We start from the raw sequence: 12,588 nt of genomic DNA on the forward strand, positions 1-12,588 counted from the left end.
CCAGTAGCCACCGCAGCCCGGGCGAACGAGGGGTGAGGGCAATCGCCCGAACGGCGAGCAGTCTGCCCGGACCGCGCAAGCGGCCACGTCTGAACCAACTGTCCGTCGGTGCGACCGCATCGAGGGAGCGCCGACGCAACGGCTGGTGAAGATGCAGCCAGCCCGGTCTCGGTCAGGGCCCGGACGCGGGCCGAGTGCTCGCAGGCCCGCCCTCGGGGCTGACCGGTATCGGGTGGCTGCACGCGGCCCGACCCGGCCCCGTGACCGTGCCCCGTCCGTCGCAGACGCAACGGCAGCGCGAAACGCCCGGGCCCGGCAGGAACGGACTGCCCGCCGGAGCGCGCACAACCCGAGCAGTCGCCCCCAAGCGTATGGAATCGAGTCGCTGTTCACTCCGGGAGCGATGCTTGGGAGACGCCTATTGTTCAATTACGCTGTGACTCTGTTGAGACCCTCTGAGTGTGATAGGGGTGGTGTGCTGAATATTGGGGGAATGAACATCACGAAGTTTTTTCAACTCAGTCGCACTGAACCAACCGTTAGAATGAGCAAACGAGGTTGTGGGGTCCATCCGTCTCCGGAAGTCAGTCCCTCCGCAGTTGACTAATATTGGCATGTCATTACACAGGTTTGTCTATTGGCCAATAGAGTTATTAAATGTGGATTAATTAATTTGAATGAAATGACAGGAAAGGTCCCCCGACGAGGATTCCTCGCCTCCATTGGCGCGTCATTCCTCGCTTCTGGTATTGCCTCCGCAACCGGAACCTCAACCCCGACACAATTGGCAGTCGTACTGAAAGGTGACCGTAAACAGCCGATTCGACAGAAGCATATAACTCAAGCGCGTGCTGAATTCCTCCAACAGCACGGTCTTGATGACGGCACGAAGTTTGCGCTCCGGTCTTTTGCGGGGGGCTCTTCAAAACGGATCATTGGGTATGGGATTGCAATCGATAACGGAGTTCCAGTCGAGAGTGTGTACACAATTCCGTCTCCAGAGCAATTGATTCCTGCCGATACAGATGGCCCTGAAAAGACAGACGTGTCCACAAAACGTACTTCTGAATTCACGTCCATTAGTGACAGTATCTCCCAGTTTCATTCTGATTTGGACACGTTCGCAGATGGAAACCGGGACCCAGTTGTTGACTCTGTGTCGTCTTCTCAGACACCGACTACTCAGCTTGCCGAACCAGAACCTGGGTGGGTTAAGCAAGGGGAAATAAATGAAGCGACGGCAGTATATTGGAATTTCCATGGTGAAAACATCCAAGTCGGTCGTATCGACTTGGATACGGAAGTCTGGAAATCTGGCGATGAGACTCGGGATTACGAGGACAAGTACGCCTGTGCACTTCGGGGAGAGATGTGGCCGTCACCATCCATTGACCACCTGAATACCCCTTCGATATTTAGAAATGAGGGGTCACATCTCATTCAAGATTGGGACCGTACATCGATGGGCAGCCCGACAATTACTGAATCGTCGCCGGATACTGAAAAAAACTGAAAGCATTAACACGACACTATCCGTTTCGAGTACAGATTCTGCACAGTTATCTCTTGATTGGGAGACGCCGTATATTGGTCGAACCGAAACGTCTCAACCTGACGAAACTGTTGGTTGGAAATTTGACTACCCCTGGAATGGTGGTAACAATGGGAGACGGTCACGTGTTGAACTCAAAAGCTTAGGAGAGGCGTGGCTTGATGCATCCCACGCCAGCTTTGACACAATTCTCACTACTGAGTTCGAAGGCGAATTCCGACGGGAAAATACGTCTGAGATCGCCAGCGATACGCTCGATACGCCAGTCCGCTGGACGAATCTCTGACCGACGTCGGTACTGTTTTTTCACTGTCGTTCGTTCCTTAACACATGGTGGATACTCGACAGACTACGGGCCTTGGGATACAATTGCTCGGGATACAGCTTACACTACTTGCAGCATTTGGTTGGATCATGATTCCAGCTTCATTTGATACAAAATTCGTCGTGGTCGTCCCGATTGTCACACTTGCAACTGGGGCTGTCGTCTATGGGTTGTTGAACTGACTACACACAGCTGTTTGGTTCAGTTTCTGCAGTACGCGACACCGATCATGATGTCGCAAGGTCGCCGGCGTCGACGAGCCGGTTGACGTAGCTGTAGGCCGTCCCTTGGGCGAGTTCGAGGCCGTCCATCACATCCTACATGGTTGTCTCGCCTTCCCGAGCAAGATACGCGTACAGCTGGGCGAGCTGTGGCTCTTCGAGGAGATCCGCGACCGCGAGGAAGTCGCGAGCTATGTCGCCATCGGCCCGATTTGCAGTGCGTGACACGGCGCTCAAATTTACAGTTTACAGAGAAGTCGTAATACGTGTTGGGAGTCACCCCGCCGGCATCGCGCACGACAACCAGCCAGGGGGCAACCGTTATAGGACGTCTAGCTGGGAACGTGGCCGCCCAAGACAGGTGGCTCTCAGGACGCTATGTAGCCGATCACCTGGCCTGCCACATCCTCGGTGCGGTCATCGACGAGGGAGGTCAGATAGTGGTCCACGTCTGCTGCACTGTTGAGGGTTACAAGCGACCACGGGAGGACATGACTGCGTTCACCGAGTGGGTCGCCGGCGTAGTCGTGGTCGCGGAGGGTGAGCGACTCCTCGTGATAGGTCTTCGTAGAGAGCAGGACCGTGATGAGTTGGACGCCATGCCGTGGTAACTGTGGGGCCCCCAGCACGAGCATCTGGCCCCCCTTCTCCGAGAGCGGGTCACTCACCCAGAGGTGGACGTCGAGACGGTTGAGATTGCTGAGGACACGATGCATCCGGTAGCCTTGCTTGAACTGTTGGTTCATCAAAAGCGCCTCCCCGTTCGCCGGCGCGGAACGATTTCCCATCGAGACTGCCGTCGGGCTTGTAGGAGATTGCCGCCTTAGCCAACAAACCTCGACGTTACTCGCAGGGTGTTGGTTAATCGAATCCCAGTACTAGTGCTACTCGAGACTGGGTCCGTAGCGAGCCGAGCCACACACTCGGCACTCCCAGATTGGTTGGCCTGTCCACGCCTCGTCTGGGACCGATTCATGGGGGACCAGATTAATTCTTCAGTAGTATACACAACTAATGAACACAACTAGTGAACATGAGATCTGAACAACACCGTGGATAATCTCCTCTTGCTAAACACCACCAATTGAACAGACACGTGCCAGCAAGTCGTGAATAACCGACTCTCCGTGAGCTGTTGCAGTACATTGTAGTGGCTCAAAGTATGGTCACGAGCGGATGATTCACTGAACACCACTAAGCTAGATGGGGTGGTTCACATCGTAGTGAACTCCTCACCGGAGTCGGGAAGATACTCGAGAATACTTCGGTGGGCACCGAAGTCGCTGATAATCGTCTGTAGCGCGTCGACGACGGTTGCGATATCACGGTTGAGCTCATGCTCGCGATATGTGCCCCCATCCTGACCACGGTGTTCCATCTGCGAGAGCGTGAGGTTGAGAATCTCGAAGTCGGAGAGGAAGCTGCGCATTCGGCGAGCAGTACGGGGGTCTCGACCTCGATACTCGCAGAGTTCTTTGTAACGCTGATAGACAACTCGTGATCGGGCCGGCGTGGACTCCTCGGCAGCGAGCGTAGTCAGCGCGTAGAGTGTGAGTTGCTCGTGCTCGGTGAGGTCGCGCATGATATCCATGCTCTGCTGTGCCTCGAGTTTCTCTTGGGCGCGTTCGACGTGGTCGGTCGTCACCGACTCCACGTTCTCGGTGCGTGCCAGATCACCCGCCTTCCGAAGAAGGGTTATTGCTCGTCGGGCATCCCCACCATCCTGGCGACCGAGGGCTGCACACAGCGGAATCACGCCCTCTTCGAGAGCGCTCTGGTGGAACGCGATTTCTGCCCGCTGTTCGAGGACCTTCTGGAGCTCTTCCGTACCGTACGGGGGGAACGAAATCTCGGTTTCACACAGCGACGACTGAACCTTCGCATCGAGCTGCTCTCGGAACGTCGAGTCGTTACTGATCCCGATGAGGCCGAGCTGAATGTTGTCGATGTAGCCGTTGTTGTCGGCACGGGTAATCTGGTAGAGGAACGTGTCGTCCGTGATGTGGTCGATCTCGTCGAGAACGATGATCACGGTCCCCGAGAGCTTGTTGAGTTCATCCCAGAGAAGACGATAGACCTTGGATTGGGGGTGGCCGGTTTCGGCGATGTGGTGTTCGGGCTCTCGGAGATTGTTCACCAGACTAATCGCCGCCTGATAGCTCGTGCTGAGGCCGTCGCAGTTGAGAGAGATGACAGAGAGGTCGACTTCGAAATGCTCCGCCGAATCCAAGAGCTCGTTCAGGAGGAAGTTCGTTACAGCGGTCTTGCCGACGCCAGTCTTGCCGTAGATGAAGATGTTGTCGGGGTACTCGCCGTTGATGATCGGTTGCAGGGCAGCTTCGTACTCCTCGATCTCGTTGTCCCGCCCGACGATGTCGTCTGGAACGTACTCGACTTTGAGTGTATTCCGCCGTTTGTACAGCGTATCGTCCGGCTGAAATCGGGGAGTCATATTGTCCCCAACTGACTCTGGCTAGAATGATAACTATTTCGACCACCGTTTCCGCTATTTCCAGTATAACCACCATGGGGTGAGAGTTCCACTATTTGATATCGACCTCGTCGTTTCCAGTCTATTGGAAGAAGGTTGTGTTGACTGTCACGAGGAGTGAACACAGAAAACCCGACTCTGGATGAGCAACCCCACCCCACTATTTCCAGTAAACAAAACAGATCGCGGATGGCCGTTCACCCCGTCGTTTCCAGTAATTCGCGGGGACTCCAAGTGGTTGTTCACGAGTGAGACCGACCACAGGATCTAGTATTTCCAGTAAATGTTTCTTTATATACTCGGGGGACACCATCGTTTCCAGTATACTCGATCAGAACACGAACTAGCAGGTTGCGGAGGGCAACAGCTGACGAGAATGACGGAACACCCCCTCCCCACTATTTCCAGTAAAGCACCACGAAAGGGAGCCGCCTAGTGATAAGAAACTCTAAAAAAGAGAAGAATTTATACCAATAGCGTTTGAGCTAGTCCATAGGAGAGCTAAAGTGCGGTTGCTGCTGCAGTTTGTTCTAGTGAAAGAAAGCTACTCGAGAGTTCGGGAGATCTTCATCACTAGCTTTACTGGAAATAGTGGGGGGAGAGTGGGTAGTTAGAGCCGGCAGCTCTCATCGTGTACGTGCATTAGTGGAAATGGTGGGGTCTGACACACGTCAGACATCCTGGGTAGATTAACCAACGTGGAGGGGAAATGCTATTCACTCGTTGGTTATTGACCAACCGTGAGTTGCACCAACGTCTACTCGTGTTCGACGAGCTGATGAGACGAGATTGCCAGCCACCACACCACTATTTCCAGTAAAACACCGTCCTTCCGTCTCACCGACAAACGTGGACTAGTTATCCGAATCGACCGGTCCTTTGTATTTGGAACGTATCTTTTCGCCCTCTCTCCATTGCCAGTAGTAGTACCGATTGTCGTTGATCTCTTTCACCGTGATCGTTGCCTTCGAGGGGACGTCGTCCGGACGGTCTTCTGGCCGCTCCTCGACTGGTTGCTCTCTTCGTTTTCCGCTATAGTAGAATCTGGGAGTCTTTGCGGGTCCACCAGCCGGAAACGGTCGTATCACGCCGGCTCTCAGTAATACAGAGACAACTGTGAGTAGATACTTCTGGAGATTACTATAGCCGTGCTTCTCGCTCATGGATTCTGCGAGTTCTTCGGCGTATCTTGCAACGTGTCGAAGGGGTTCGGGCGAGTAGTCGTCGAGGGTATCGATGATGTCGGTGGGAAGTTCTGGGGGTGTCGGTGGCTCATAGTATGATCGCTCAGATCATGTTAACCAACGGCAAATGCCAACAACCCATCTCTGTTGGTTAAGGCCCTCTCAGGGGAACTATTACACCTCAGAAGTGGCTTACCTGCACGGTCAAAGCCCAAGTTTTGCGAGAGCATAGTACGCAACAGCGGCATAGAAGCCTGCTCCAATAATCGCTGCAAAATCAGCAATAATACTCGAACCACCCAGAACCGATTTGGCTAGGTTACCCATGAGGAGTACACCTAGTCCAGCAGCGAGTCCGACGAGAATAACCCCTGGCAATGGATGCTGTAGCTCTTGGTCTGCCTCATTTCTAATCTTCGTTAAGAGTTCTTTCATCTGAACTACTGTCAACAAATTATAGTTTATGGTTGGCTCTTCGTATTTCCCGTGACTCGTTAAGATGAGATCTTTAATTCATCCCTGAAGCCCACATCAACCTGTGCACCATTTTCAAGGTGGACTGCAGGAAGATCTGATTCACCGATATCAACCTCAAGTAGATCGGTGTCTTCGTCCATCCAAATACCACTCACGAGTGGCTTCATAAATGGCGAGCAAGCGCTAAGAGCACATTTATCTATATCACGATAAGCAAATGTTGCATTAGTTGTATCTTTGAGATACTTAATGCCAAAGCCAACGATAGCTCCAAGTAAGCCACCAAGAGCAGCACCAGCTAAACCAGCAAGAAGGGCTCCAAGCACAGCACCCAATACACCAGTAATAGCTGTCTCGGTGAACTCACCTAATTTCTTTTCGTAATCAACTGAGATACCCAATTGACGGTGCGGGTTACTGTTTGCTGAAGCATCGCACTCAGTACCGTCTGGACTTTTAATGTAGTACGCACCAATTCGATTGATCGAATCTTTTGTCCCGGCAGCGATTTCTTTTACAACATCTTCTAATAGTGATTCTTCTTGGGTTTCTATGTCTCCGCGGCTGGGATCTGATCGCTGTACGATATCACGTAGAGGGCCCCAAATGTCAGTCTGGACCTCTTTTTGTCGTTCAGTTGTTTCCTTAGTCACCATAGTGTCTGGCTTAGCTTCGAAAACAGATTCCTGAACTTGTGCGAGTACATCATCTGAAACCTCATATAGATTCGAATCTGAGTCGTTAAATGCTAATTTCAGCGGTTGGTCCTTACGATCGTCAACGGACACCGGGAGGATTACACCATCAATCTCATCCGTCTTCTTGTTACGAACGAGTGAGACGACGTACTTTACACCATTTTCAACCGCAGTATCGATTTTTGCCTCAATGTGGTTTTGTCGTTTTTCAGTAGACCCACGAGCAGATGTGAGTCCAACAGAGGAGGCAAGTCCAATGGTAGCTCCACTCATATAGACGAACCTTCGGCGGGATATTCTGTCAAACATCCAATTAGAATTGGTTAGTTGGCTAACAATATTTCTTCTGGTGAAGTTCTCGAAATCATTGATGCAATCGTTACTTATTACCAACGACGAACTCCGCTTGTAACATCCCCACCCAGACACGCCACGAACCAAGTGCGGCCATCACGTCTTGGTAACAGAATAGGAGTTGCGGTCAACATGTTGCTATCCCCTCGAAGTGGTGGAGGCGGCCGTCAGGACGAATGTTGGTTTCGAGCGGTATCGCGTGTTGAAGCACAGGGTTGTATTCTCGCTTTCAGGCCACCTCCACTCGCTCGACAATAATGGTCAACTCGCCCGACGCGTAGTCAGTCTCGAAGTCGACCGCGAACCCGTCCGCCTCGTAGGCGGCGTGGTAAGCACGGTGGCGTTCGAGCGAGCCAGTCGCCTTGAAGTGGAAGAACGCGGCCGCCGTGTAGGGCTTGCTCTGTGTTTCGACCTGCGACTCGACAGAAGCCGGAAGGGCGATCTGGGGCGTCCCCGTGTCGATACTCGCAGCGAACTCCTTCGCTTCCTTGACGGTTGCTTGCGAATGTGCCGGTGTCTCGCCGGTGAGCACGTTTACCGGGGTTTCCGTCTCGTCGGTGAACAGGACGTCTTCGAAGGTGTGTGTCCCGAGGATCGCCTCGGGATCCAACTCGCAGTCGTGAAACGGGTCGTCCTCTGTGGTCATCGAATCACGAGCCTATGGCGGGGCTCACCCATTGCTGCCCCTGAAAAACAGCAGTTGGCTTCGAGTAACCTGCCCACCGATGGATATCCAAAACCCCTATGGGTTCTGTATCCGACGTTTCGGTCAGATGCCCTCCATATCGCGCCGTGAATACCTTGCAGTCTCAGCCACGACAGTTCTCGCGGCAACTGCCGGTTGCCAGACCAATTCGTGTACACCGACAGATCCTGGCGTCGCGCAGTGGCCACAGACACGTGCCTCTCCGCACAATACGAACGCCGTTCCCGATCAGCCGACGCTCACGGCTGGCGGTGATTATTGGACGAGTTCTCTCGCGGACGATATCAATATCACCGGACTCGTTGCCACAAATGATACGGCTGTCGTCGTCGGTCGCACACCTGGCGAGCAGAATGGCATCCTGACCTCCGTGCAACTCGACGACGGGTCCTCCGATACGACCCACGAACTCAATCGGCGTCCAACTGGGCCACCAGCTCTCGCAGGTTCGTTCGCTGTTACGCCCGTACTTGGCGACTATACCGAACCATCGACTGGCGGGCTCGTCGCACTCGACACCGCTAGCTGGACGACCACTTGGACACACGATACAGCTGGCAGACCCAATCCGCCGACTGTCGCTGACGACCTCCTCGTCGCCACGAGCGATCAGGGCGATGTAACTACGCTTGCGGCGTCAACTGGTGACACACAGTGGATGCGGACGTTTGGTGACGATCATCAGCGTGCAAGTATCCCTGCCCCGCCAGCCATCGATGCCGACTCCGTGTATATCTCGGCAGATGGCTCTGTCGCTCAGGGAATCTACGCGCTGGACCGTGAGACGGGTGAGACACAATGGGAAATTCCTGGACCAAATATTCCGGAGCCGTTAGTTCGGACGGAGGATGTCGTCCTCGCAAGCTACGACCGCTATGAACTCGTGGCGTTCGATGCTGGGAGTGGAGACCGCCAGTGGTCGAAAGCGATGTATGATGGTGGTCTGTTCTCACCAGCAATCGGACATAGCCGCGTTTTCAGTGCGGACGAGAAAACCGTGTACGCGCTTGCGGTGGCAGATGGCGGCATACACTGGGAACAGGATCTCGATGTCGCAGGCTCGCCATTGGTCGTTGGGGAGTCGGTCGTCGTTCCGACGACTGACCGGATTGTGGGTCTGAGTATTGAGGACGGGAGCGAGCTGTGGACTCTATCTGAGAGATCTGTAACGGGATGTGTTCCTGTCAGTCGGGGGCTGCTGTACACGTCAGGGAATACGGTGACGCTGCGAACGAACTGTGAATGATTCACCGATAGCGACCGATAGGTTGTGCTATTACCAGATATTTCGATTGTTGACATAAACTCGCCACCAGAGGCACCGAATCGGTTGACTCTGTCACATCTCCGTCTCAGACATCAACCTGAACTGCCTTCTTCCTCTTCTTAGTCAAACTCGAAGGTGCCTGAATCCGATGCGGTAACGATCTCCCCAAACGTCCCTGATTCGGTTGCCTGAACCGAGAACGAACACTGCAACGTCGACGGGAGTGCTTGCGGGTCTCGAATGACAAACGGGAACTGGATTGTCCCATCAAGGCCGATGTCATCTATATCCATTACGAACTGCCGGTGGGTCGTCCCACTCCGGGCCCGTGATAGTAGGTGTTGAAGCTGTCACTTCGCGTTGGTGGGCTGACCAGGTAGGTGAGTTGGCCGTGTTGGTCGAAATAGGTATTCGGAGTGGCGAACGTCGCCGTGAACTGATCCAGCTTGTAGGACGATGACGGATCGATACTCGCGTTGAAGGTGAACCACAGTGACGGAATCGAGCCCTCGGAGTCGAATTGTGGTTTCCTACGGATTTCGACGTACCCGATGCTCTCAGCGTCGGATTGGCCCGGGAAATCCCACGACAGTTCGTCTTCCGAGTTTTCGTGAACGACGGTATCAAGCGTTCGGGACCCGGTTCCAGGCAGTCCACTACACCCAGCAAGAGCGGCGGTGGCAACCACTCCTCCTGCAGCCAGGAACTGCCGACGTGTTCGGTTGCCCTGATCGTCCTGTGGAGGATGCGGGGACTCAGGCATTCATAGCGAATTGGAAAACAACTCAATTAGTGTCTTTGGTCTTACTGTTCCCCCCGAATAGCTTTCGATGGCTGTTTCAGAGTGTTCGACCACGGTATAATCCGAATCGTACTGTTCAGCCCTCTAGGAGTGGTTCAGACTTGCTTTCTCGAACGGTGATTCACCAGTCGGGATGAGCAACTCCTGTCGGTCCCCGACTCGCTCGGCTAGCTTCCGTTTAACATACTGTCTCGCCGTCGACGGCGTGAAGACGCCCTTGTCGAGCATATCGCCGACGACGTCTTTGAGGGCCGCGAACTGTCCCTGCAGGTGGCCATCGCCGACCGGCTCGCCGTCGTACCAACGCACCGTCGCGAGCGCGCCATTCCCGACCGTCTCCCCCTGTTCGACTGTCTCCGACTCGTACTGCAGGCCGAACCACAGCGTCCGATAGGCGGTCACTTCGAACGTCGTCGACACTACGAAGAACGCCTCGTGGTGGAGGTAGTCGAGATGGTCAGCGACGATCTCGTCGAGCGAGAGGCCTGTGGAACGGGGTTTCGGCTCGACGACCGTCGACGGTCGATCCTCGTCGGCGAGGTAGCCGTCGACGGCATCTGCCTCGAGGCCATCGGCCAGTTCCGCCAGCAGCTGTTTCGCCCACTTGGAGTCGGTGTCGTCGCCACCGAACGGCGACTCAGCCGAGATTCGGTGCTTGAGCTTCAGGTTCGCTGCGCCCCAATGGCTGTAGTGGAGCGTGTACTGTCCGTCTGTGCGTTCATACGCAACGAGTGCGCGGTGTCCCATCGAGCAATCACCTCACGGGGCGACCGCGACTGGATCGCCCCGCACCCCTCTCGGGGGACGAACAACGCTACTCGTCGATCGGGTCGAGGGAACTGAGGTCCGCGTGGAGGACTTCGCCGTCGCGAACGACGTACCGCTTCGCCAGTACAGGAAAGCGGCACTTGGTGAACCCCGGTGTCTGGATATCGAGTTCTTCGTCGGCTTCGAGGTGGTCGGCGAGTTCTCGCAGGAATTCGTGGGTCACGATGCCGCCCTCGCAGTCCGGGAGGCCGTTCTCCCGCGCCTCGTACACCTCAAAATCATCAAACCCCCAGATCGTGAGCTCGCCGTCCTCGGTGACCTCCCAGTTGAGCGTCCCGAAGCAGTAGTTCTCGCAGAGCTCGCGGACTGCTTGCGGATCCGATACGATCGCGCCGGTCGATGTTGTCGCAGCTTGTAGTGTCGCCATGTCTGGACCTCGCGGGGAATCCCCCGCACCCCTTCTGGGGGCGAAAAAACACGTTCAGGAGCCCCTCTGTGACTGGGACGGAGACGCCGTTAGGAGTCTGTGTGGGCGTCCGCCCCGGCTCCGTCGCCCGGCCTCGTGAGAAGGCTCACTTGTTCCAAGAGGTCTCTCGCGGTCTCGACTCGCTCTCGATCCGCGTCGTCCAACCGGTCGACATCGAGACGGTTGAGATTGCTGAGTATACGATGCATTCGGTAGCCCTGTTTGAACTCTTGCTCCATCGGAAGCGCCTCACCATTCGCCGGCGCGGAAATACTCCCAATCGCGACTAGCGCCGGGCTTGTAGGAGCTCGTGGCCTTAACCAACGAACCGAGACGTTACTCGTAGGGTGTTGGTTAACCGACGCCCAGCACTGGCCCTATTCGAGACTAGGTCCGTAGCGAGCCGAGCCACACACCCGGAACTCCCAAATCGGTTGTCCCGTCCACGCCTCATCCGGGACCGACTCGTGGGTCTTGAACCGATGGTCGGTCGCCCGTCCACAGGTTTGACAGTCGAGTTCCTGAGTCGTCGGTACCGACGACACCTGACGATCAGTCGCACTCTCGCCAGTGGATTCGGTCAACGCCATCGCTGGAACCAGCCACACCGAGTCGTCGGCGTCGTCGAGGACCGCGTCGAGACGCGACGCGTCGTGGATGCCGTCCCCACGCTGGTCGTAGAGCCGCGTCGGGGCCTGCTCCTGACGCTCCGACGCTCCCTGCCCGTGCACCCAGTCCGGTCACAGGCGGCACTGAGAAGCCGCTCTCCCTCCTCTGACGACACCTTTACCGCGTCGGGGAGTGAGGGCCATTGCTCGGCTAGCTGGCGCGCCGGCGCCTCGTCGAGATCGTAGATGAGCGTGTAGTCGTCGACGGCCGGCTCCGCCTCGTTGGCGGAGAGGAGGTTCGCCACGGCGCCGTAGAACGTGGCCGACTCGACGATCAGGTGGACGATACCGAGGAACGTCGTCGACGCTGTCTCGTTCGTGCTAGTCGCGTCACTCCCGAGATGGTTGGTGAGACAGAACCGGCATTTCGTCTGGCCGTCTGGGATTGACGCTCCACGGACCGGCACTCGCCGTCGGTTACCGTCGGCGCATCAGGGTAGCCACCAGAGGTCGTCGCGACGCGTTGCCGTCGGGGATCACCTTCACACCCGTCGTCCAACCTCGTGTCCGGAATGTGGGACGCCTCGCCGGTCGGCCGCAGTTCCTCAAAGTCAGAATATCTGTTGTGCATCGGTTGGCTCATAGCTTCTGTTGGTTTCGCATTTCAAT

The 12,588-nt window shown here is 55.5% G+C and carries 12 protein-coding genes and 2 pseudogenes; 3 read left to right on the forward strand and 11 right to left on the reverse strand.

Annotation, left to right across the window (positions count from 1 at the left end):
• Positions 1-682 precede the first annotated feature (682 nt).
• Both ACFQI8_RS17865 and ACFQI8_RS17870 read left to right on the forward strand, forming a co-directional pair.
• Entirely contained in the window at positions 683-1,513 is an 831-nt protein-coding gene (locus tag ACFQI8_RS17865; RefSeq protein ID WP_390247202.1) for a hypothetical protein, read from the forward strand.
• A 369-nt stretch (positions 1,514-1,882) separates the two neighbouring features.
• A complete protein-coding gene (locus tag ACFQI8_RS17870; RefSeq protein ID WP_390247204.1) occupies positions 1,883-2,059 on the forward strand; it encodes a hypothetical protein in 177 nt (58 codons plus the stop codon).
• Positions 2,060-2,122: 63 nt separating this feature from the next.
• Here ACFQI8_RS17870 and ACFQI8_RS17875 read toward each other — a convergent pair.
• The 7 genes and pseudogenes from ACFQI8_RS17875 to ACFQI8_RS17905 all read right to left on the reverse strand — a co-directional run.
• Positions 2,123-2,326, reverse strand: a pseudogene (locus ACFQI8_RS17875) (ArsR family transcriptional regulator); the annotation flags it as partial.
• Between the two features lie 140 nt (positions 2,327-2,466).
• Positions 2,467-2,844, reverse strand: coding sequence for a DUF8012 family protein (locus ACFQI8_RS17880; protein WP_465261727.1), 378 nt, complete (start codon positions 2,842-2,844; stop codon positions 2,467-2,469).
• Between the two features lie 467 nt (positions 2,845-3,311).
• Entirely contained in the window at positions 3,312-4,550 is a 1,239-nt protein-coding gene (locus ACFQI8_RS17885; protein WP_390247206.1) for an orc1/cdc6 family replication initiation protein, read from the reverse strand.
• 893 nt (positions 4,551-5,443) lie between these two features.
• On the reverse strand, positions 5,444-5,752 hold the full coding sequence (locus tag ACFQI8_RS17890) for a DUF6788 family protein (RefSeq protein WP_390247207.1): 309 nt from the start codon (positions 5,750-5,752) through the stop codon (positions 5,444-5,446).
• A gap of 225 nt (positions 5,753-5,977) precedes the next feature.
• Positions 5,978-6,208, reverse strand: coding sequence for a hypothetical protein (locus ACFQI8_RS17895; RefSeq protein WP_390247209.1), 231 nt, complete (start codon positions 6,206-6,208; stop codon positions 5,978-5,980).
• 59 nt (positions 6,209-6,267) lie between these two features.
• Entirely contained in the window at positions 6,268-7,221 is a 954-nt protein-coding gene (locus ACFQI8_RS17900) for a hypothetical protein (protein WP_390247211.1), read from the reverse strand.
• Positions 7,222-7,531: 310 nt separating this feature from the next.
• Positions 7,532-7,948 carry a hypothetical protein gene (locus ACFQI8_RS17905; RefSeq protein WP_390247213.1) on the reverse strand — a complete coding sequence of 139 codons (417 nt, stop codon included), beginning with the start codon at positions 7,946-7,948 and terminating at the stop codon, positions 7,532-7,534.
• A 127-nt stretch (positions 7,949-8,075) separates the two neighbouring features.
• Here ACFQI8_RS17905 and ACFQI8_RS17910 point away from each other — a divergent pair, with 127 nt between their 5' ends.
• On the forward strand, positions 8,076-9,254 hold the full coding sequence (locus ACFQI8_RS17910) for an outer membrane protein assembly factor BamB family protein (protein ID WP_390247215.1): 1,179 nt from the start codon (positions 8,076-8,078) through the stop codon (positions 9,252-9,254).
• A gap of 907 nt (positions 9,255-10,161) precedes the next feature.
• Here the strand turns inward: ACFQI8_RS17910 and ACFQI8_RS17915 are convergent.
• The 4 genes and pseudogenes from ACFQI8_RS17915 to ACFQI8_RS17930 all read right to left on the reverse strand — a co-directional run bounded on the left by ACFQI8_RS17915 (position 10,162) and on the right by ACFQI8_RS17930 (position 12,550).
• Positions 10,162-10,824 (reverse strand): DUF6735 family protein, encoded by a 663-nt coding sequence (locus tag ACFQI8_RS17915; RefSeq protein ID WP_390247217.1) that lies wholly within the window; start codon positions 10,822-10,824, stop codon positions 10,162-10,164.
• Between the two features lie 67 nt (positions 10,825-10,891).
• Positions 10,892-11,272 (reverse strand): hypothetical protein, encoded by a 381-nt coding sequence (locus ACFQI8_RS17920; protein ID WP_390247219.1) that lies wholly within the window; start codon positions 11,270-11,272, stop codon positions 10,892-10,894.
• Between the two features lie 89 nt (positions 11,273-11,361).
• Positions 11,362-11,550, reverse strand: a complete 189-nt coding sequence (locus ACFQI8_RS17925; protein WP_390247221.1) for a hypothetical protein — start codon at positions 11,548-11,550, stop codon at positions 11,362-11,364.
• 138 nt (positions 11,551-11,688) lie between these two features.
• Positions 11,689-12,550: pseudogene (locus tag ACFQI8_RS17930) on the reverse strand (biosurfactant protein 1).
• Positions 12,551-12,588: the final 38 nt, after the last annotated feature.

This window comes from Haloferax chudinovii, from assembly GCF_042663345.1.
GTDB lineage: Archaea > Halobacteriota > Halobacteria > Halobacteriales > Haloferacaceae > Haloferax > Haloferax chudinovii.